Source organism: Vibrio sinus (assembly GCF_023634645.1).
In the GTDB taxonomy this organism is placed as follows: domain Bacteria; phylum Pseudomonadota; class Gammaproteobacteria; order Enterobacterales; family Vibrionaceae; genus Vibrio; species Vibrio sinus.
Genome location: NZ_JAMKMR010000015.1, coordinates 62030 through 84469 on the forward strand (window position 1 = coordinate 62030; position 22440 = coordinate 84469).

The following is a 22440-nucleotide window of genomic DNA, read 5'->3' on the forward strand; positions in this document are numbered from 1 at the left end:
CCTGTTGGACTATAAAAAATTATATTCGTTCTATATTAGTTCGCAACGATATTCAATAGTTTACCTGGGACGTAAATCACCTTGCGGATAGTTTTTCCATCAGTGAATTTGCGTACGTTTTCGTCGCCAAGGCCAAGTTCTTCCACTTGTTCTTTAGCGGCATCTGCTGCGACGGTGAGCTTGGCGCGCAGTTTACCGTTTACTTGCACGACGATGAGCTTTTCATCTTCAACTAAAGCGGCCTCATCGTGTTGTGGCCAGGTTGCGTTGTCGACGTTTTCTTCACCCAATGCATTCCACATCTCAAAACATACATGAGGAGTGATGGGATAAAGCATTGCAACAATCGCTTTCAAGGCTTCATCGAGAATGGCACGATCTTGCTCATCACTTTGTGGTGCTTTGGCAAGTTTGTTCATTAGCTCCATGATAGCCGCAATAGCGGTGTTAAAGGTTTGACGACGAGCAACGTCATCAGTGACCTTAGCAATGGTCTTGTGAACATCGCGACGCAGCGATTTTTGCTGTGTAGAAAGTTTAGCCACATCTAGTGCATTTGTTTCACCTTTGTCTGTGTGCTCTTTTACTAGCTTCCAGACACGTTTTAGGAATCGGTTAGCGCCTTCAACACCTGATTCTTGCCACTCAAGTGTCATGTCTGCCGGTGAGGCGAACATCATAAACAGACGAACCGTATCGGCACCGTATTTGTCGACCATTTCTTGTGGGTCGATACCATTGTTTTTCGACTTAGACATTTTGATCATGCCTGAGTGCTCAACGTTGCGACCTTGGTTATCTGTTGCTGAACTGATTCGGCCTTTGCCGTCGCGCTCAACTTTTACGTCTGTTGGTGCAACCCACTCTTTGGTGCCTTTCTCATTGGTGTGGAAGAAAGCATCAGCTAGTACCATGCCTTGGCAAAGCAGCTTCTTGAATGGTTCGTCTGATGTGACGTAGCCTGCATCACGTAGCAACTTGTGGAAGAATCGAGAATACAAAAGGTGCATACAGGCATGCTCAATACCACCAATGTATTGATCAACAGGTAGCCAGTAGTTCGCCTTTTCTGGATCTAGGGTGTCATCGGCTTGCGGTGAGCAGTAACGAGCGTAATACCAAGACGACTCCATAAAGGTATCAAAAGTATCGGTTTCGCGAAGGGCAGGCTCACCGTTGAATGTGGTTTTCGCCCACTCTTTGTCTGCTTTGATTGGGCTAGTAACGCCATCCATCACGACATCTTCAGGCAAAATAACAGGCAACTGCTCTGCTGGCACTGGGTGCACTTCACCATCTTCGGTCGTGACCATTGGAATAGGCGCACCCCAATAACGCTGGCGAGATACTCCCCAGTCACGTAGACGGAAGTTAACGGTCTTCTTACCTTTACCGAGCGATTCCAGTTTCGCTGCGATAGCATCAAATGCAGCTTTGAATTCTAATCCGTCAAACTCGCCAGAATTAAACAAGGTCCCTTTTTCTGTGTAGGCCGCCTCAGAGATATCTAATTCACTTCCATCAGCTGGGTTGATAACGGGTGTGATATCCAAACCGTATTTAGTGGCAAACTCGTAATCTCGTTGGTCGTGCGCAGGGACTGCCATCACCGCGCCAGTACCGTAGTCCATCAATACGAAGTTCGCGACATAGATAGGCACTTCTTTGCCCGTTAATGGGTGAATGGCTTTGAGGCCAGTATCCATGCCTTTCTTTTCCATTGTAGCGAGCTCAGCCTCTGCTACCTTGGTGTTCTTGCACTCTTCAATAAAGGCGGCAAGCTCAGGGTTGTTTTGCGCAGCAATTTCTGCCAATGGGTGGCCTGCAGCGATACCGGTATAAGTCACGCCCATTAGCGTATCTGGGCGGGTGGTGTATACCTCGAGGTCTTTTTGACCCGCTACGGCAAAGCTCAGTTCAACCCCTTCAGAGCGACCAATCCAGTTGCGCTGCATGGTTTTCACCATTTCAGGCCAGCCTTCAAGATTATCGAGATCATCTAAAAGCTCTTGCGCATAAGCGGTGATTTTAATGAACCATTGTGGGATCTCTTTTTGCTCTACTGGGGTATCACAACGCCAGCAACAGCCATCTTCAACTTGCTCATTGGCCAATACGGTTTGATCGTTCGGACACCAGTTTACCGAAGAGGTTTTTTTGTACACTAAACCTTTTTCATACAGCTTAGTGAAAAATTCTTGTTCCCAGCGATAGTATTCAGGAGTACAAGTGGCGAACTCACGGCTCCAGTCATAGCCAAATCCAAGCAGTTTCAGCTGGTTTTTCATGTACTCAATGTTTTCATAAGTCCATGGCGCAGGCGCAGTATTGTTTTTGACTGCGGCATTTTCTGCAGGTAAACCAAACGCATCCCAGCCGATCGGCTGCATGACATTTTTACCTTGTAGGCGCTGAAAACGAGAAATGACATCACCGATAGTGTAATTACGCACATGTCCCATGTGGAGTCGACCACTTGGGTAAGGGAACATAGAGAGACAGTAGAATTTTTCTTTATTTGGGTCTTCACTTACAACAAAGGTATTGTTGTTGTCCCAGTGCTGCTGAACTTTCTGTTCAATGTCTTGCGGGTTATATTGGTCTTGCATCGATGATATCCGGTTATCTTGGAATTTGTGAGATCTGTATGGTCACAGATCCATTGATCGACATAGAATACCTAAAGCCGAGGTGCACAACAATAGCCAATCTATCTTGAAGGAGGTTAGTGAATGCCAAAGCGCAAAGCTGGTTATGAACATATGTTCAAAGAAGTGCTGGAAACACTGAAACATAGCCCTGAAGAGGTGGTAAGAGTGTTGGAAACTTCAGGGAAGGTAATGCATGCCGCCAACGACATGACGAAAGACGAGCTGGCCTTAATTTCAGCCTACATTAAGTCAGACCTGAAAGAGTTCTCCGACAATTATGAAGAAGGCAAAAACGGGCCATTTTACCTCATGATTCGAGACTCTATATGGCAAGGCTTACTGGATATCACGGACAGAACAAAAGTCGAGTGGGTGGAATTGTTTTCAGATTTGGAACATCAGGGGCTTTATGAGGCTGGAGAAATTATTGGTTTAGGTGTGCTAGTTTGTGAAAATTGCGGCCATAAAACAGAATATACTCATCCCACGGAGATTATTCCTTGCATCAAGTGCGGCAAGAAAGAGTTTAGTCGCCAACTGCTCAAACCCTAAAGCGAAATAAACTAGGGCCTCTTGGCCCTAGTTCTCTCATACGTTTTCAAGGCTATTTCTGACTGCGACGTTTACGTTGCCAGCAGATTGATAGCAGCAAACACAGTACAGCCCATGCGTAAAGTGGGTATGAGCCTAGATACCAATAGGGGGTTTCTCCTTTGGTGGAGGTCACCGTTGCTTTCAACACGCCAACTTCAAAGCTTGGTAACTTAGCCATGATTTGCCCTTTATAGTTAGTCACTGCGGTTACGCCATTATTGGTCGAACGAATTAATGGTTTACCCAGTTCTAGCGCTCTCATTTGAGCGATTTGCATGTGTTGCAGTGGTCCAATTGAATGGCCAAACCAAGCGTCATTAGACATGGTTAAGATAAAGTCGGTCTTACGTGTGACATTTTGTCTGACTTGGTTACCAAATAAAATTTCATAACAGAGCGCTGGCGCAAAATAGCGTCCGTTCGCAACAATGTTTGGTTGGATATAAGGACCAGGGCTAAACGAAGACATGGGTAAATCAAAAAACGGCGCAAGAGGCCTTAGAAGGCTCTCAAACGGCACATATTCACCAAAAGGTAATAGATGATGCTTGTGATAGCGCTTGGCTGGGTCGTAGCGATATGGGCCATACGGAGTTTTGCCAATGGTCAAAATACTATTGTAGAATTTACCTGATTGAGTTCGATTGATAACCCCGGTTATCAGCGCTGAGTCGTGTTTTCGAACCGCTTCATCTAGGCCTTTCAAAAATGGACTGACTTCATACTCAAGGGCTGGAATGGCCGCTTCTGACCAAATGACGATGTCTGACCCCCAATTTTTTTCCGTTAAATTGGTGTACTTGTCGATGATTGGCCAACGATTCTGCGGCTGCCACTTACTTGCTTGAGCGATGTCACCTTGGATTAATGCAAAGTGAGTGGCAGTTGAAGGGGCAGGAGTGACCCAGTTGACACTTTTTAGTCCATATCCCAAGCCAAAGATCACGAATGGGATAAGCAATAAATTCCAGCGTTTAGCTAAAATTGCCAACGAGGTTGCACCTGCACAAATTAGGATGGCGAGGGTAATCATTTCAACGCCGCCGATAGGTGCAAATGACGCAAGTGGCGAGCTAATTTGGCTGTAACCTAACCAAAGCCAAGGGAAACCGGTTAACACCCAGCCGCGTAGCCAATCTGTGACTAACCATAACGCAGGGGCGGCGAGTAAAAAGCGCGACAGCGTGAAGGCGGGGAAAAATTTATTTAAGCTCCATGCAAAAAGGCCATTATAGATGGCCAAGTAGGCAATCAGTAACCCCATCAAAAATAGATTTGCCGCCAAAGGCATACCGCCGAAGGTCGCAATGCTGACATACACCCAGCTAATGCCCGTGGCAAATTGACCTAATCCCCATGCGTAGCCAATAGCGAGCGCTTGCTTGGAGGTTTGTTTATGCAGGAGCAGGATAAATAATATTGGGCTGATTAAAGCAACTGGCCAAAGATCAAAAGGAGCGAAGGCAAGTGTTGTAGACGCGCCAATAAGTGCGGCCGCTAGGGGCCGCATCAGGCGAAGAGCAATTTTTTTCATTGTGTACGGATCTATGGTCCCAGTTAATTATTTCTACTCTCCTGCGGCAGCAGGAAGAGACACTTCGTCAGGGACTGTAACTTGAAGCTGTACTACCCGTCGATTATCGGCAGCAGTGACCTTAAAGTTGTAATTTTCTATTTCTACCACTTCACCGCGGGTGGGAAGATGGCCAAATGCGGTCATGACTAAACCGCCAACCGTATCCACTTCGTCATCGCTAAAGTTGGTACTAAAGGTTTCATTGAACTCTTCAATCGTTGTTAAGGCTTTGACTGCAAAAGTATGCTTGCTTAACTTACGAATTTCGATTTCTTCCTCATCGTCGAACTCGTCTTCAATTTCACCCACGATTTCTTCGAGAATATCCTCGATGGTCACAAGCCCAGAAACCCCCCCGAACTCATCTACGACAATCGACATGTGATATCGTTCCTCACGGAACTCTTTTAATAGTCGATCTACTCGCTTGCTTTCTGGTACGACATCAGCGGAGCGGATAACTTGGCCGATATCAAAATCAGCACAATCAGAGCCGAGATACCTGAGCAGATCTTTGGCAAGCAGAATGCCTTCGACATGGTCTTTGTCTTCACTGATTACTGGGTATCTTGAGTGTTGGGCATCAGTGATGAGGCTGATGATGCTGTTGAGATCGTCGGACTTATCGATGGTGACCATTTGAGAGCGAGGAATCATAATATCGCGTACGCGTTTCTCAGAAATCGCCATGACGCCTTCTAGCATATCGCGCGTGTCATGATCGATCAGTTCGTTGACTTCTGAGTCTCTAATGACATCGACCAGCTCTTGCCGATCTTTTGGGTCTACTTGAAATAACTGGCCGAGGCGTTCAAAAAATGACTTCCGACTCGGACCTTCCGATTTTTCCTTTTTCCCCTCGGCGGGCGGGGGAGCATGTTCTTCGTTCATTGCTTATCTATTAAGTCACGCTATCAGACGTGTGATAGCACACATTGGTGGTGTATCGATAAACAACCATCGATCACTACCTCTTTTCAGCCGCGTAGGGGTCATCGAATCCTAGTTGCTGCATAATCTCTGTCTCGAGGGACTCCATGTGTTCCGCTTCATCGTCCTCGATATGATCATAACCTAGCAGATGTAGGCTACCATGTACAACCATGTGTGCCCAATGAGAGATAAGAGGCTTATCTTGTTGTTTTGATTCGCTTTCAACCACTTGTTTACAAATAACCAAGTCACCTAATAGATCCAGTTCTATGCCTGGCGGTGATTCAAAAGGAAAAGACAAGACATTGGTAGGCTTGTCCTTTCCGCGGTATTCAAGGTTTAGTTGGTGGCTTTCTTGCGAGTCGACAACACGAATGGTCACTTCTGCATTCGGTTGACCATGTTGCAAACTATTGGTGAGCCATTGGTGAAATTGAGACTCGCTGGGCAGATTTGTTTCTTCTTCAACAGCAATTTGTAGATCAAGTACAACTGTCATCATCTTTACTCAACTTTGCTGGTTTCAGAAATGGAAGGCGTCACTTGCAACTCAGCTTTTTGGCTTTCGAGTAGCTTTGCTTCTCGTTCTTCGCGACGACGCTTTTCATATTCTTTGCGCTCTTTCTGATCTTGCGCTTCCCATTTCTCGTAGGCATTGACGATGCGCGCAACCACAGGGTGACGAACCACATCATCGGACTGGAAGAAGTTAAAGCTGATTTCATCTACTTCGCTTAGTACTTCTATCGCGTGCCTTAGCCCTGATTTAGCGCCGCGAGGTAAGTCAATTTGAGTGACGTCACCAGTAATGACCGCGCGAGAGTTGAAGCCTATGCGAGTCAGGAACATTTTCATTTGTTCGACGGTGGTATTTTGGCTCTCATCAAGAATAATAAAGGCGTCGTTAAGGGTTCGGCCACGCATATAAGCCAGTGGTGCCACTTCAATGACGTTTCTTTCTATCAGTTTCTCGACACGCTCAAAACCAAGCATTTCGAACAGGGCGTCATACAGTGGGCGTAAATAAGGGTCGACTTTTTGGCTTAAATCACCGGGTAAGAACCCGAGTTTCTCACCCGCTTCTACGGCTGGGCGTGTTAGCAAAATACGGCGAATTTCTTGGCGCTCTAGTGCATCGACAGCGGCTGCAACGGCCAGATAGGTCTTACCTGTACCCGCAGGGCCGATACCAAAGCTAATATCATGAGTCACCATATTGACCAAGTATTGAGCTTGGTTGGGCGTTCTGGGCTTGATGACGCCTTTTTTGGTTTTAATGAACACTTCCTTGCCATGTTCGATGTTGGACTCAGAGCTCTGTTCAAGAACACCTGACTCCTTGATCGCAAGGTGAATTTGCTCAGGTTCGATATCGGGGATATTGCCGCGAATCGGAGCGGTATCGACGTAAATGGATTTGAGAATATCTAGGGTAGCAGCGGCGGTGTGGGGCTTACCAACGATAGTGAAAAAGTTACTTCTATAGTTGATTTCTACACCTAAACGGCGCTCTAAGTGTTTGATATTATCGTCAAAAGGGCCGCAAAGACTGACGAGCCTGCGGTTATCGGAAGGTTCTAGAGCGATCTCTAGAGTCACAATTTTATTGCTCAATGTTGCCTCACAGTTCGGTCACTACGGGTACCCGATAACGACCGGGTACCTAATGACATTATAGTACGAGCGTGGTGCGTGTACAGACTCTTAAGGTGTAAAGGTCGCGACGCCTAGCTCATTTTCGCGACGAGTCTTATCCATCATTTCAGATGGCGACGTTACAACGCGAAGGTTCATTTGTTGTTCAGTTCGAACCAGCTCTCCGCGAAGTGAATTCGGGAAAACGTCGACAATTTTGACATCGACAAATTGGCCAATCAATTCGGCTGGTCCTTCAAAGTTAACCACGCGGTTATTTTCAGTACGTCCACGCAGCTCCATCAGGTTTTTCTTCGATGGGCCTTCTACCAAAATACGCTGTTCAGTGCCCTGCATAAGTCGAGAATAACGCATTGCTTGGCCATTAACGGTTTGTTGCAACTCATACAGGCGCTCTTTTTTCTCTTGTTCCGGCGTATCACACGGGTAATCTGCTGCAGGTGTGCCCGGGCGAGGAGAGTAAATAAAGCTAAAGCTCATGTCGAAATCCACTTCCTTGATAAGCTTCATGGTATCTTGGAAGTCATTCGCCGTTTCGCCTGGGAAGCCTACGATAAAGTCAGAGCTGATCTGGATATCTGGACGAGCTTTACGAAGCTTGCGAATAATCGACTTATATTCGATTGCAGTATGAGGGCGCTTCATCATCGTTAAGATACGATCGGAACCACTTTGAACCGGTAGATGTAAGAAACTCACCAGTTCAGGGGTGTCTTCGTAGACTTCAATAATGTCGTCGGTGAACTCGAGTGGGTGACTGGTGGTAAAGCGAATGCGATCGATACCATCGATGGATGCAACCAGTCTTAATAATTCTGCAAAAGAGCAGATTTCACCATCGTAAGTCAAACCGCGATACGCGTTAACGTTTTGGCCCAACAGGTTGACTTCACGTACACCTTGCTCCGCTAGTTGGGCAATTTCATACAGTACGTCATCCATCGGGCGGCTGACTTCTTCACCACGCGTATAAGGAACTACACAGTAGGTGCAGTACTTAGAGCAACCTTCCATGATAGACACAAACGCGGTAACGCCATCGGCTTTAGGTTCCGGTAAACGGTCGAATTTCTCAATTTCAGGGAACGAAATGTCCATCACAGGCGCATCGTCACTCTGAGACTGCTTGATCATTTCTGGCAGACGGTGCAGCGTTTGTGGGCCAAAAATAACATCGACGAATGGCGCACGCTCACGAATGTGATCGCCTTCTTGCGTTGCCACACAGCCACCGACACCTATGACGACACCTTCTTTTTTGTCTTTTAGCGTTTTCCAGCGCCCAAGTTGGTGGAATACTTTTTCTTGGGCTTTTTCACGAATAGAACAGGTATTCAGTAATAAGACGTCTGCTTCTTCTGGCTCTTCCGTTAGCTCATAGCCGTTAGCTGCATTGAGCAGATCAGCCATTTTCGATGAATCGTATTCATTCATCTGGCAGCCCCAGGTTTTTATTAGCAGTTTTTTACTCATCTCACTTTCGCTCGTTCTATTTTAATTAGTTGTCTTACGCCAAATTGCCAGTGCAATTTAGAGAGTCATTCAATTAGGCGGCGTATTGTACTGCTTTCTGTGAACTCTGACTAGGGGGCGAATGGCATTTGTTGGTCAAACTTTGTTCAATTTGGGTGGGGATTTAGTAGCAAGTTTTATCTTACATTTTGCCGTATAAACTTTACAATGTGGTTCATCATAAAAAGCTCGGTAGTGAAACAGTGCAGATAGCAGAAAAATACGATGTGGTTATCATTGGCGGTGGTATGGTTGGTGCGGCGCTTGCCATCGGCTTAGCCAAGCAAAATCGAACGGTCGCCGTGGTAGAAGGGCGCGAGCCTCCACCTTTTGAGTCAAGCCAGCCAATGGATGTGAGAGTTTCTGCTATCTCTTCATCATCAGTGGACTTGTTGCAATCATTAGGCGCGTGGGACGCGATCGCCAGTATGCGTTTGTGCCCCTATAAACGCTTGGAAACCTGGGAGCTGCCTGAGTGTCGCACCCGATTTCACTCTGATGCACTGAGTTTATCTGAGCTTGGCTTTATCGTAGAAAATCGAGTGATTCAACTTGGTTTATGGCAACAGTTTGCAACGTACGACAACCTAACCAGCTATTGCCCTGATTCGTTAACGTCTATCCAGCTGGATGACGAGAGTATCGTTGAGCTCGCGTCAGGAAAGCACTTACAAGCGACTTGGATCGTTGGCGCCGATGGGGCGAACTCTATGGTACGCCAACAGGCTGGTATTGGTGTGACGGCATGGGATTATCGTCATCACTGCATGCTAATTAACGTGGAAACAGAAAAGCCGCAGCAAGATATCACCTGGCAGCAGTTCACGCCTTCTGGCCCACGTTCTTTTTTACCTCTGCCGGGGCATCAAGGTTCACTGGTTTGGTATGATTCGCCACAGCGAATCCAACAGTTGTCAGTTATGAATGATGAACAATTAAGAGACGAGATTCTGGCTCATTTCCCTGAAGAGCTCGGCGATATAAAGGTATTGCAGCATGCAAGCTTTCCTTTAACTAGGCGACACGCCCAGCAGTATTTTCGTCAAGGGTGTGTTGTGGTTGGTGATGCGGCTCATACTATCAATCCGTTAGCCGGTCAGGGGGTGAACCTAGGCTTTAAAGATGTTCAAGCGCTACTCTCTGCCTCAGAGCCAGAAAATGCGTTAACCAATAGCGCGCTGGAGAAGTATCAAAGTTTAAGAAGAAACGACAACTTGTTGATGCAAACGGGGATGGACTTGTTCTACAAAGGTTTTAGCAATGACAATATGGCGTTACGAGTGGTGCGAAATATGGCGTTAAAAGCAGCAGAACATGCGGGGCCGATTAAACATTCCGTCTTGAAATACGCGTTAGGGTTGTAGTTGCACCGATTTAATAATGGGCGACGATAAATGCGCTGCCCATAAATACAAAAACACTGCATGGAAGCAGCGTTTTCGCAGATAACGGTAAGGTACGTAGGTAATGACCCTAGTTCTGGCTTACTTGGTTACACGTAAAACTGGACTTTCACCAACGGTTACCGCACCAGACAGTTTGTTCAACTCTTTGATTTCATCCATGTTGGAAATAACAACAGGAGTGAGTGTTGATTTCGCTTTTTCTTGAAGAAGCGCTAGGTCAAATTCGATAACAGTGTCACCTGCTTTCACTGATTGACCTTCTTCAGCAATACGTTTGAAACCTTCACCTTTTAACTCAACCGTATCGATACCGAAATGAACGAATAGTTCAACACCGTCATCAGACTCGATAGAGAAAGCGTGGTTAGTCTCGAAGATTTTGCCGATTGTTCCGTTGACAGGAGCTACCATCTTGTCACCGCTTGGTTTGATAGCGATGCCGTCGCCAACGATCTTTTCTGCAAATACGACATCTGGCACGTCTTCGATATTTACGATATCACCTGAAAGAGGTGCGATAATTTCAATAGCACCAGCGTCACTGCTTTCGTCAGATACTAGCTTCTTAAGTTTGTCAAACAGACCCATTGTGTCATGCTCCTAACGTTTGTTTATTCTGTCGAATTATAGTATACCAATGAAACAAAATAGACGACTACTTTTAGCCGCCTATTGGTTCTTCATTTGATTCTCATCAGTAGATTAGTGTGATTTCTTCGCAATAAAGTTATCGACACATGCTTCAATTTCAGCAGCGGTCGGCAAAGACAGCGCTTCTTTAGCCATCGCTTGAACATCAGCAAAGTTTGAGTGACGGATGATTTTCTTCACTTTAGGAATAGAAATTCCACTCATTGAGAACTCATCTAAGCCCATGCCAAGGAGCAGAAGGGTTGCGCGTTCATCACCGGCAAGTTCGCCGCACATTCCTGTCCATTTACCTTCTGCGTGAGAGGCATCAATCACTTGTTTGATGACTGTCAGCACAGCGGGGGATAATGGGTTATAGAGGTGGGAAATCATTTCATTGCCACGATCGACAGCCAAGGTATATTGAGTTAAGTCGTTAGTACCAATAGAGAAGAAATCCACTTCTTTGGCTAGATGATGGGCGATAGCTGCTGCTGCAGGAGTTTCTACCATTATACCGATTTCAATATGCTCATCAAAGGCAAGCCCTTGAGCGCGTAGTTCAGTTTTGTATTCTTCAAGGGCTTTTTTGAGCTCTCGAATTTCTTCCACTGAAATGATCATCGGGAACATGATACGAAGTTTGCCATGGGCAGAAGCACGTAGAATGCCACGCAACTGGTCGCGCAAAATCTCACGGCGATCTAAACTGATGCGTACGGCGCGCCAGCCTAAGAAGGGGTTCATCTCTTTAGGCAGATCCATATACGGCAAATCTTTGTCGCCGCCAATATCCATAGTACGGATGATAACCGACTCACCATGCATCGCTTCCGCGACGTCTTTGTAAGCTTGGTACTGTTCTTCTTCGCTAGGGAACGAATCACGGTCCATAAACAAGAACTCGGTACGATAGAGGCCAACACCTTCACCACCGTTACGCACGATTCCGTCGCAGTCTTTGACGGTGCCAATGTTGCCACAGACTTCTACGCGGTGACCATCAAGTGTTTCCGCTGGCAAGTCTTTAAGCTTCGCCAACTCTTCTTTCTCAGCGAAGAAAGCGTCGCGCACGTTTTGTGCTTCTTCAAGTTCGGCTTCTGATGGATTAACAATGATCTTATTGTTTATCGCATCAAGCACCAACATGTCGCCACTTTTGACACGCTTGGTGATGTCATTGCTACCAACGATGGCAGGTAATTCCAGAGAGCGCGCCATGATGGACGTGTGAGAAGTACGGCCGCCGATATCACAGGCAAAGCCCAACACGTAATCGAGATTAATTTGCGCCGTTTCTGATGGCGTTAAGTCGTAAGCAACGAGAATGACTTCCTCGTTGATATCGCTTAAAGAAACAATGTTGATGCCCAAGGCATTCTTCACAAAACGTGTACCGATGTCACGGATATCGGTGGCGCGCTCTTTGAGGTACTCATCATCGAGTGATTCGAGTGCGGTCGCTTGTTCTTCAATAACGGTATGAATCGCGTTATCGGCATGCATTTTGTCGTTTTTGATGAGGGCGAGGATTTCTTCTTCTAGCTCTTCATCTTCGAGCAGCATGATGTGCCCTTCGAAAATGGCTTCTTTCTCTTCGCCAAAAGTCTCTAATGCTTTTTTCTTAACGGTTTCTAACTGAGCAGAGGATTTGTTGCGTGCATCGTAGAAGCGCTGAACTTCAGCTTCTACTTGGTCATCTGATATCGAATTCGTGTTGAGGATTATTTCATCTTCTTGGAGCAGTAGTGCTTTACCGAAAGCAATACCAGGAGATGCTAGGATGCCAGAAATCATAGCCATACCTTAAATTGGTCACATTGATACGGAAGGGTTTAGACTTAGCGCTAAGTAATATTTAGTCTAATTCAGAACTGATTGCCAATAAGGCCACTTTGTGGTGCACAAAATGGCCTTATCATGGTCACAAGATTAGTGAAGCTCATCCATTAGAGAGACTAGGTGATCAACCGCTTGCTCGGCTTGAGGGCCTTCAGCAGAAATGGTAACAGTTGTGCCTTTTACCAAACCTAGAGTTTGTAGTTTGAACAGGCTTTTTGCGCTAGCGCTTTTGCCGTTTGAAGTCACTGTAATGTCTGCGTCAAAAGACTTAGCTTCTTTAACGAACTGTGCAGCTGGACGAGTGTGAAGACCATTTTCTGCAGTGATTTCTACTTGCTTCTCGTACATGTTTAATACCCCGATTGATTTTACTTTGTAAGTTTCTTAACCCTGTCATTGACATGGGCTAATGATTCACGGTGGCGAATAGTTGAAATATTAATGCTCGTCACCGATCAGAACCTTTTATGCTTCTTTTTTATTTTGAAGCTAAAAATAATAATGTGCTGATATTACCAAAGGCGCAGCAGGGATCAACAAAAAAGCCCCATTTCGGGGCTTTTTTACACGAAAAATTGATTTCGATAGGTATTTATTGGCTATTTTCTTTGTCAGTGAAAATGCCGGCAAACAGAGCAGAGCTTAGGTAACGCTCACCAGAACTAGGTAGGACGGTTACAATGGTTTTTCCTTGGAATTCAGGGAGTTCAGCGATCCTATTTGCGGCAATTACGGCAGCGCCAGAGGAAATGCCCGCTAGAATACCTTCTTCTTCCATCAGTCTTTTTGCCATATCAATGGCGTCTTGAGAGCTAACAGTTTCCACGCGGTCCAGCAGCTCAATGTCTAGGTTGTCTGGAATAAATCCAGCACCAATACCTTGAATTTTATGTGGAGCAGGTTGAATATCATCGCCAGCTAGCGCCTGACTAATGACTGGAGACTCTTCCGGTTCAACCGCCACTGATGTGATGGCTTTGCCTTGCTGGCCTTTAATATAACGGCTGACACCGGTAATCGTTCCGCCTGTCCCTACACCTGCGACAAACACATCAATCTCGCCATCGGTTGCATCCCAAAGTTCAGGTCCGGTGGTTTTTTCATGGATTTGAGGGTTTGCAGGGTTGCTAAATTGTTGTAGCAATAAGTAACGGTTAGGATCGGTTGCGACGATTTGTTCTGCTTTTTCAATTGCGCCTTTCATTCCTTTTGCTGCCTCAGTTAGCTCTAGGTTTGCGCCTAGTGCTTTTAGCAGTTTACGACGCTCTAAACTCATCGATTCAGGCATAGTCAGCGTGAGTTTGTAGCCACGAGCTGCCGCAACAAAGGCAAGAGCAATACCAGTATTACCACTTGTAGGTTCTACCAGCTCAATGCCTTCTTTGAGAATGCCTTGTTTTTCAGCTTCCCAAATCATATTGGCACCGATACGACATTTCACGCTAAAGCTTGGATTACGAGACTCTACTTTGGCGAGTACTTTACCATTACTAACACGATTTAATCGCACTAGCGGTGTATTACCAATCGTTAGCGAGTTGTCTTCAAAAATCTTACTCATGACTACTTTTCCTTATCAGGTATCTGCTGGTTTTTGGTTTCAAGCTACGTTAGCAGAATATGCGCTGCATCAAAAATGACGAAATACCAAAAAGGTATAAGGTATAGTGGATATTGGTGTCAATGTAAAAAAATGTGACAGAGAGCGCTATTGTTTGATGTGTATCAACAGGTTATAGGCATGGTGACAGATCACCATGCCTAACGAATCAATCTTTAAATTCGGCAACCCACATCGCAGTGGCACCACAAATGGCGACAGGCACGATAAACAGGTTCACAATGGGAATGGATGTAAAAAACGCGACAAGAAAACCATATCCATACACTTTGCCTTTCTTGCTTTTTAAATCCACCTTCATTTGGTTAAAGCTGATTTTATGGTTGTCATACGGATAGTCGCAGTATTGTACCGCCAACATCCAAGAGCTGAATACAAACCATAATATCGGTCCTAAGGTTTGTCCAAGAGCAGGAATAAGCAGCAAAATAAACAGCCCAATTGCTTTGGGGATGACATATAGAAGTTTTTTCCATTCTCTTGCTAATACCCTCGGTACGTCCTTAATGACTTTCATTATACTGTCGTCATTCACTTGCTCACCGGTTAGCTTTTCTTCTACCTTCTCCGCCAGCAACCCATTAAATGGCGCGGCGATAAAATTGGCGAGAGTGCTAAAGAAATAAGAGAACGTCGCTAAAATAGTAATGGCCAGTAATGGCCAAAGCAGATAGCTTAGCCACTCGAAGTAGCTCGGTAGCTGGCCGAGGAGTCCATCTATCCACGTGCTAAGATGAGAAAACAGATAATAGAGAGAGCCTCCGACAAGAAGGATGTTGGCGAGTAATGGTAAAAGGACAAATTTCCTAATGCCTGGCTGCTGAGCAATTTTGAGTCCGTATAAGAAGTACCCAAACCCTGTTCGTTTCTTTTGAATTGTTGTCATACGTAATGGCTAATTATCGGTAAAAAGGTCAAAGCTCATTCTACCGAACCTGTTTAAGAAAAAAAGCGTGGCAATTGTCACGATATATTGACAACTTCTAACAATATTCGGTTCTAAAACCCATATTAGATTTGGTAAAGTAGGTTAACTGTGCTGGTAGTTCGTGTTGAGAAACTAACATCAAGTACAGTTCTAGATACATCCCATGGATAATTAGCTTGAGAGTAAATAATGCAGGAATTGCGACTTGTACTCATTATTGTCGGCGCATTAGCAATAGGTGCGCTACTGTTTCACGGTCTTTGGACAAGCAAACGAGAAGGCAAATCTAAATTTGGCAGTAAACCCTTAGGGAAGCTGGATATGAATTCTGCTCCCGAGCCGCTTGAGATGGCAGAAGATTTTGCTCCAGCGAAAAAGCCTGAGGTTAGTCGTAAGAAGCGTAAAGAGCCTGATTTTAGTCGTGATGACGTCGTGTCTGACCCTTTGTTTGATGACTTTTCAACGTCACAAGATAGTTTGATGCAAGAGCCGATAACACACAAAAATCAGGCGCCGCCTATCGCTGAGCATGCAGTAGACAGTGTGGAGGAAAAGGAAAGTACACCTGTTGACTCACTGAGGGAACCCATACTGACGGCAGACTCTTCCGAGCCAGAAGTGGAGCCGGAGCTGTCTATTTCAGATGTCGAACCAGTTGAAGAAGCGGTGGTCATAGAGCCAGCTCCTGAGCTTTCAGAAAGCACTGATACTGACGAACCGTCGATGGAAGTGTTGGTGCTGAGTGTGCACTGCGCAGGCAACGAACCCTTTGTGGGCACTAGGCTATTTGATAGTATGCAGCAAAATGGTCTGTTATATGGTGAAATGAATATTTTTCATCGCCATTCGGATTTGTCCGGAACAGGAAAAGTTTTATTTAGTGTGGCCAATATTATGCAGCCTGGCACACTAGAGCATACTGACCCTGCTGAGTTTACGACTAAAGGAATTTCATTTTTTATGACCCTGCCATGTTATGGCGAGGCCGACCAAAACTTCAAACTGATGCTGAAAACCGCTCAGCAAATTGCCGATGATTTAGGCGGAAACGTCCTAGATGATCAGCGAAATTTAATGACACCGGACCGATTGTCTGCTTATAGAAAACAAATCCAAGATTTTACCGCAGCGACGGCCTGATTTTATCAATCATATTAAAGGCTCCATTGCGGAGCCTTTTTCGTTTAACTAAGCCCTATTGGCAAGACTAAGGCCATGGGGGTTAGGAGCATCGAGATCTATACAATAAGAGCCTATTATGTCTCAGAGCATCCAAGAAAAACTCAATCAGTTAAAAGAATCACTGCACTATCATTCTGTGCGCTATTACGTAGAAGATAACCCTGAGATCCCTGACGCAGAATACGATCGCATGATGCGAGAGTTGTTAGAGATAGAAGAACAGCACCCTGAATTGGTTACTCTGGATTCGCCAAGTCAGCGAGTGGGAGGCGCTTCTTTAGATGGGTTCGAGCCAGTTACTCATGAGATTCCGATGTTATCGCTAGACAATGCATTTGGTGACGAGGAAATCGACAGTTTCAATAAGAGAATGCACGACAGGTTGGCTGGTGAAAAGATTCAACAATTTTGTTGTGAGCCGAAACTAGACGGCTTGGCAGTGAGTCTTTTGTATGAAAACGGCGTGCTCGTTCAGGCGGCGACTCGAGGGGATGGAACAACGGGTGAAAATATCACCGAAAACGTCCGCACCATTAGCTCTATTCCTTTGAAGCTGCAAGGTGAAGGTTGGCCGACTCGTATTGAAATACGAGGCGAAGTTTTTATGCCGAAAAAAGGCTTTGATAAGCTGAACGAGATGGCGTTAAAAAAAGGCGAAAAGGTATTTGTTAACCCGAGGAATGCTGCGGCGGGAAGTTTAAGGCAGCTGGACTCTAAAATCACCGCAACTCGCCCACTGGCCTTTTACGCCTACAGTGTGGGAGTAGTGGAAGGTGCAGAATTGTTGCCAAGTCATTATGAGCGTTTTTTGCAGATAAAACAGTGGGGCTTACCCATATGCCCTGAAACCCGCCGAGTGAACTCACTCGATGAGATGAAAGCGTTTTATCAAGACATACTCAATCGTCGTGAGCAACTGGCTTACGAGATTGATGGGGTAGTCATTAAAGTCGATGATATCGGTTTGCAAGAGCGATTAGGTTTTGTCGCAAGAGCACCGCGATGGGCGATTGCCTATAAGTTCCCTGCTCAAGAAGAAATCACGGTTTTGAATGATGTTGAGTTTCAAGTTGGCCGTACGGGGGCCATTACGCCAGTTGCCAAGCTTGAGCCTGTATTCGTGGGTGGTGTGACGGTTAGCAATGCAACGTTACACAATGCGGACGAAATCGAACGTCTCGGCGTTAAAACTGGCGATAGCGTTATTATCCGCCGTGCTGGAGATGTGATTCCACAAGTGGTATCTGTCGTAATGGAGCGCAGAACCGACCAAGTTCGCGATATTGTTTTCCCCTTAACTTGTCCTGTGTGTGATTCAGAAGTGGAGCGAGTCGAAGGTGAGGCGGTGGCTCGCTGTACGGGTGGACTGGTTTGCCAAGCACAAAGAACCGAGGCCTTAAAACATTTTGTTTCGCGTAAAGCAATGGATGTCGATGGTTTAGGTGTGAAAGTGATTGAGCAGTTGGTTGATCGGGAAATGGTCGAGTCACCTGCTGATCTATTTAAGCTTTCCGCTGGTGTGATAACCGTGCTTGATCGTATGGGGCCGAAGTCGGCACAAAATGTTGTCGATGCGCTAAATAGCTCGAAACAAACCACACTGGCACGTTTTCTATATTCTCTTGGTATAAGGGAAGTCGGCGAAGCGACAGCGGCTAACCTTGCTCAGCACTTCAAAACACTGCCAGCCATTGAGCAAGCTAGCATGGAGCAATTGATAGAGGTGCCTGATGTCGGCGAAGTAGTTGCCTCACACATTTTGGCTTTCTTTGCTCAGGAGAAAAACCAAAAGGTGATACAAGAGCTTATTGAGCAAGGTGTGCACTGGCCTGAGATAGAAGAGACAAGCTCTGATACTCCACAACCTCTCGCTGGGTTAACTGTGGTGCTGACTGGTTCATTATCTCAACTTTCTCGTACGGAAGCCAAAGAAGCGTTGCAAAACTTGGGGGCGAAAGTGACGGGAAGTGTCTCGAAGAAAACCGATATTTTATTTGCTGGAGAAGCGGCGGGATCCAAATTAGCCAAGGCGCAAGATCTAGGAATCGAAGTTCGCAGCGAACAGGACTTGCTTGATTTGATGTAGGGTGAAGCCATCCTATACTGGCAGTTAACATGGGCCTCTCATTGTTGAGGCCCATTATCAAAAGGGAAATGGAGTTTAGAGGCAGGCGTTTTCTAGGAGGAGGAACTCGCTTAGATTAGCTGGGAACGTCTTCGACGATAACAAGCGTGATGCCTTCCACTGATTCAACTTTCACCTTGCTACCAGCGGATAAAGCTTGGGTACTGCTTGCCGGCCAGGTGGTGTCACCAATTTTAATTCTCCCTCTTCCTTCAGGAAAATCTTCGTCTAAGATGATGACTCTGCCGATAAGTTGTTTATGCTTTTGGTTCAGATCTCGTTGCGCATCGTCAGCAGTATCTCGCTTAAGTTGTTTGCGCCACCACAACCAAGTGGTCACCAGTGAAAGAACACCAAACATGGTTAACTGAATTTGCCACTCGATTGGGAACAGGGACATCATGATCCCGACTAATATTGCCGAAATACCCAACCACAAAAAGTACCCTGCGGTGCCTAGCACTTCAACGGCAAGTAATGCGAAACCGAATGCGAGCCAATGCCAGTGGTTGAGACTTTCTAAAAGCAAAATCATGATTGTCCTATTTTCGAGGTTATTGATTGCCGTCTTTGGCTTTGAACATCTCTGCGATACCTGCAACAGAGCCCATTAAGCCTGATGCTTCTAATGGTAGCATAATGATTTTACCGTTGTCGGCTTCACCAATCGACTTAAGCGCGTTTGTGTACTGCTGAGCAATAAAGTAGTTCACCGCTTTGATATCGCCTTGAGCAATGGCGTTGGATACCATCTGTGTCGCTTTGGCTTCTGCTTCTGCAGCACGCTCGCGGGCTTCCGCTTGTAAAATTGCCGCCTGCTTTTCACCTTCCGCTTTTAAAATCTCAGCTTGCTTTTGTCCCTCAGCTCTTAATATCTCGGCCTGTCTAACCCCTTCGGCTTCTAACACTTCGGCACGTTTATTTCGTTCTGCCTTCATTTGGGCATTCATCGCCGCGGTTAGATCGGCGGGGGGTTGAACGTCTTTTATTTCGATACGCGTGACTTTCACGCCCCAAGGGTTGGTGGCCTCGTCGACAATGGATAATAACTTGGTGTTTATCATGTCACGGTGACTGAGCATTTCGTCGAGTTCCATGGAGCCTAATACGGTACGCATGTTGGTCAGGGTTAGATTTCGAATGGCATTCTCTAGATCGTTGACCTCATAGGCAGCACGTGCAGCATCGATCACTTGCACAAAGCACACCGCATCAATGGTGACATTAGCGTTATCTTTGGAGATGACTTCTTGCGCAGGAATGTCTAACACGCGCTCCATCATGTTGATTTTCTGACCAATTCGGTCAACAAAAGGAATAATCAAGTTGAGGCCCGGTGTAAGGGTATTAGTAAAGCGGCCAAATCGCTCGACTGTCCAGTTGTTCCCTTGTGGAACGGTTTTGACCGCAGAAATGACAACGACAATAACGACGACGATAAAAAAGATGATAGTGACCAAAGAGTCAACAAACATAACATAAGCTCCCTATGTAACTGATTGAATTATTTTGGCCTATTTATCAGGTTAGAACAAATGATTTTGGATGTTAGGGTAACTGAATGAGCCACATTCTAGGTGGTAGTACTCATATATCCCAAGTTACCTAAAGATGCGAGCTGCAGCGGGAGAAATAAAATGCCCCCGAAAATTCGGGGGCAGAAGGTATTTGGTATTAGTGGGCCTAGTACATCATCGCATACAGCTGCCGACGATACTTACTGGCAATGCTATTACCTTGGCCTAGGGCGCTCAGTATATCCATAAAAGATTTCTTTAAATCGCCGTCTTTAGCGTTGAGATCTTTGTGCAAGAATGACCACAGCAGCTCTAGCGCTTCCTCATCACGATTCACTTGATGATATTGAATCGCAAGGTCTAAGGCTAACTGCATATTTTGTGGATCTGCCTCGAGTGCTTTTTCCAGTGCTTGCACTTCTGGGCTGTTTGCTGTTTGTTCGTGAAGCTCTAATTTGGCAATGAGGCTTTTGTAGTAGTTATCCTGATACTCTAGCGGAATGTGTTCAAGTAGCTGGCTGGCTACATCGAACTGTTTTTCTTCAAGCAAGCAATCAGCTGTTGCTAACTTGACGTCGCCTTTTTGCTTCATCTCTTCTGGAAGCGCTTGCAGTAACTTTAATGCTTCAGCGTGATTGTTTTGCTGGATAAGCTCAAGGGCTTTTTTGAGGTCTAATTCGTCTTGGCTTGGCAAATGCTTATTAAGCATGCTTTGTACATTGTCGATTGTCTGTGGTCCGCCAAGCCCGTCAACAGGTTGCCCATTCACAAATAGGGCGATGGTAGGTAGGGCTTGGATACCAAACTGAGCAGCGATGGCTTGCTGTTCTTCGCAGTTCACCAGAGCAAGTGTGAATGCGCCATTGTATTGCTGGGCAAGGTTACGCAATTCGGGAATAATGTCTGCGCTTTCTTGGCTCATTGACGCCCAAAAATGAATGAGCACCGGCGCTTGCATGGATCCTTCTAGGACTTGACGGAAATTTTGCTCATTAACTTCCACGATAAATGGTGATTGCATTTTAGGGTGTCCCTTATCAATTGAATTACCATAGAAATAAGGGCTGAAAGTGAGTTATTCAAGGAGTCGATATGAAAAAACGCCGTCAATTAACGTTTGCGGCGTTTTTTCAGTACATTCTTAAATTGAATGTTAAAACAAGACAAATAGTATGAGTGCGACACCCACACCTAGCCAATTTAACTGGGTTAATGTCATTTGAAATGCACCGACTCTAAAGCTTGGGATTTAGGTTTAGACTGGGATCATTTGAGTGTAAACACTGCGATTGATCCTCAATCATTGTGTACATATTGACACCAATATGTGACGATTAAATGACATTCAGTTACTTTTTATACCGATATAGCTTATTTTCTATTACTTTCTAGCCATGAACGCTGCTTTCTAAGCAGCTTTTCTTAACAAAGGATCTATCCATCGATTAGGTAAGATCCTTTTCAGTACGGCGAAAACTTTTGTTGGCGTGGTAATCCGGTAGCGAAGTTTTGGCTTTGGCGATTCAAGTGCATGTAGCAGTGGCTGAATACAAGATTCGGGAGGCAATACAAAAGATTTGCTGGATTGTTCTTTTTCTAAGCGTTGCATTTGCTGTTGATAAGCCGTCTCGTGCACGCTACCTGGAATAGTAATCCACTTTTTAAAGGCTTTAAGTGCATTGGCTCGAAACCGAGTTTCAATTGGCCCAGGCTCTAGTAGGCTGATATGTATCTGACTGCCATAAAGTTCGAGGCGCAAGGTGTCAGTCCACCCTTCGATGGCGAATTTGGACGCGTTATAGGCTCCTCGGTATTTCATGGCAGCAAATCCTAAAATGGAGCTGTTTTGCACAATTCTGCCTGCGCCGTTTTGTCGCATGGTTGGGAGTATATTGCGAACCAGTTCATGCCAGCCAAAGAAGTTGGTTTCAAACTGCTCTTTTAACGCATCAGTGGGTAAGTCTTCAATCGCCCCAGGTTGGCCATATGCGCCATTATTGAACAATGCATACAGGTTACCATTACTCAATTCAATCGCTTTCGATGCGCCTGCGCGAATACTTTCTATATCGCTCACGTCGAGCTGGATACACGTAAGGCCTTCCGACTGGAGTCGCTCGACATCTGCAATTTTTCGACAAGACGCTATCACTTGATAACCTTTTTTGTGTAGAGCATGTGCACAGGTGTAACCGATGCCTGTTGAGCATCCTGTAATAAGAATGGATTTAGTCACAATCGTAAGCCATTGATAGAAAACAATGGCA

At 45.6% G+C, this 22440-nt stretch carries 19 protein-coding genes; 4 read left to right on the plus strand and 15 right to left on the minus strand.

Annotated elements, in window-relative coordinates; all coding sequences use genetic code 11:
• Positions 1-35 precede the first annotated feature (35 nt).
• Positions 36-2609 (minus strand): leucine--tRNA ligase, encoded by a 2574-nt coding sequence (leuS, locus tag M9194_RS15435; protein WP_250613580.1) that lies wholly within the window; start codon positions 2607-2609, stop codon positions 36-38.
• Positions 2610-2732: 123 nt separating this feature from the next.
• Between leuS and M9194_RS15440 the strand changes: the two genes are divergently transcribed.
• Entirely contained in the window at positions 2733-3203 is a 471-nt protein-coding gene (locus tag M9194_RS15440; RefSeq protein ID WP_250613581.1) for a zinc ribbon-containing protein, read from the plus strand.
• A 52-nt stretch (positions 3204-3255) separates the two neighbouring features.
• On the opposite strand, the gene lnt is transcribed toward M9194_RS15440, so the two are convergent.
• The 5 genes from lnt to miaB all read right to left on the minus strand — a co-directional run bounded on the left by lnt (position 3256) and on the right by miaB (position 8883).
• The gene (gene lnt, locus M9194_RS15445; protein WP_250613582.1) at positions 3256-4779 is read right to left on the minus strand and encodes an apolipoprotein N-acyltransferase; all 1524 of its coding nucleotides are present in this window, start codon (positions 4777-4779) and stop codon (positions 3256-3258) included.
• A 33-nt stretch (positions 4780-4812) separates the two neighbouring features.
• Entirely contained in the window at positions 4813-5712 is a 900-nt protein-coding gene (gene corC, locus M9194_RS15450) for a CNNM family magnesium/cobalt transport protein CorC (RefSeq protein ID WP_250613583.1), read from the minus strand.
• 76 nt (positions 5713-5788) lie between these two features.
• On the minus strand, positions 5789-6253 hold the full coding sequence (ybeY, locus tag M9194_RS15455) for an rRNA maturation RNase YbeY (protein ID WP_250613608.1): 465 nt from the start codon (positions 6251-6253) through the stop codon (positions 5789-5791).
• Positions 6254-6258: 5 nt separating this feature from the next.
• The gene (locus M9194_RS15460) at positions 6259-7368 is read right to left on the minus strand and encodes a PhoH family protein (RefSeq protein WP_250613584.1); all 1110 of its coding nucleotides are present in this window, start codon (positions 7366-7368) and stop codon (positions 6259-6261) included.
• Between the two features lie 90 nt (positions 7369-7458).
• Entirely contained in the window at positions 7459-8883 is a 1425-nt protein-coding gene (miaB, locus tag M9194_RS15465; protein ID WP_250613585.1) for a tRNA (N6-isopentenyl adenosine(37)-C2)-methylthiotransferase MiaB, read from the minus strand.
• Between the two features lie 248 nt (positions 8884-9131).
• On the opposite strand from miaB, the gene M9194_RS15470 reads away from it, so the two are divergent.
• Positions 9132-10286: a 2-octaprenyl-3-methyl-6-methoxy-1,4-benzoquinol hydroxylase gene (locus M9194_RS15470; RefSeq protein ID WP_348772058.1), complete on the plus strand. Its 1155-nt coding sequence runs from the start codon at positions 9132-9134 to the stop codon at positions 10284-10286.
• Between the two features lie 120 nt (positions 10287-10406).
• Here M9194_RS15470 and crr read toward each other — a convergent pair whose 3' ends face one another.
• From crr to cysZ, 5 genes are all read right to left on the minus strand, one after another.
• On the minus strand, positions 10407-10916 hold the full coding sequence (gene crr, locus M9194_RS15475; protein ID WP_250613586.1) for a PTS glucose transporter subunit IIA: 510 nt from the start codon (positions 10914-10916) through the stop codon (positions 10407-10409).
• A 114-nt stretch (positions 10917-11030) separates the two neighbouring features.
• Entirely contained in the window at positions 11031-12755 is a 1725-nt protein-coding gene (ptsI, locus tag M9194_RS15480; RefSeq protein ID WP_250613587.1) for a phosphoenolpyruvate-protein phosphotransferase PtsI, read from the minus strand.
• A gap of 135 nt (positions 12756-12890) precedes the next feature.
• Complete coding sequence (locus M9194_RS15485) at positions 12891-13148, minus strand: HPr family phosphocarrier protein (protein ID WP_250613588.1); 258 nt, start codon at positions 13146-13148, stop codon at positions 12891-12893.
• Positions 13149-13392: 244 nt separating this feature from the next.
• A complete protein-coding gene (gene cysK / locus M9194_RS15490; RefSeq protein WP_250613589.1) occupies positions 13393-14361 on the minus strand; it encodes a cysteine synthase A in 969 nt (322 codons plus the stop codon).
• A 208-nt stretch (positions 14362-14569) separates the two neighbouring features.
• On the minus strand, positions 14570-15307 hold the full coding sequence (gene cysZ / locus M9194_RS15495) for a sulfate transporter CysZ (protein ID WP_250613590.1): 738 nt from the start codon (positions 15305-15307) through the stop codon (positions 14570-14572).
• Between the two features lie 231 nt (positions 15308-15538).
• Between cysZ and zipA the strand changes: the two genes are divergently transcribed.
• Together zipA and ligA are read left to right on the plus strand one after the other, a co-directional pair.
• Positions 15539-16489, plus strand: a complete 951-nt coding sequence (zipA, locus tag M9194_RS15500) for a cell division protein ZipA (RefSeq protein ID WP_250613591.1) — start codon at positions 15539-15541, stop codon at positions 16487-16489.
• Positions 16490-16607: 118 nt separating this feature from the next.
• On the plus strand, positions 16608-18617 hold the full coding sequence (gene ligA, locus M9194_RS15505; RefSeq protein WP_250613592.1) for an NAD-dependent DNA ligase LigA: 2010 nt from the start codon (positions 16608-16610) through the stop codon (positions 18615-18617).
• Positions 18618-18732: 115 nt separating this feature from the next.
• Here ligA and M9194_RS15510 read toward each other — a convergent pair whose 3' ends face one another.
• From M9194_RS15510 to M9194_RS15525, 4 genes are all read right to left on the minus strand, one after another.
• Entirely contained in the window at positions 18733-19191 is a 459-nt protein-coding gene (locus tag M9194_RS15510) for an NfeD family protein (protein WP_250613593.1), read from the minus strand.
• Positions 19192-19210: 19 nt separating this feature from the next.
• Positions 19211-20131: an SPFH domain-containing protein gene (locus M9194_RS15515; protein ID WP_250613594.1), complete on the minus strand. Its 921-nt coding sequence runs from the start codon at positions 20129-20131 to the stop codon at positions 19211-19213.
• Between the two features lie 208 nt (positions 20132-20339).
• Positions 20340-21194 carry a thioredoxin family protein gene (locus M9194_RS15520; protein WP_250613595.1) on the minus strand — a complete coding sequence of 285 codons (855 nt, stop codon included), beginning with the start codon at positions 21192-21194 and terminating at the stop codon, positions 20340-20342.
• Positions 21195-21581: 387 nt separating this feature from the next.
• A complete protein-coding gene (locus M9194_RS15525; RefSeq protein ID WP_250613596.1) occupies positions 21582-22409 on the minus strand; it encodes an SDR family oxidoreductase in 828 nt (275 codons plus the stop codon).
• Positions 22410-22440 lie beyond the last annotated feature (31 nt).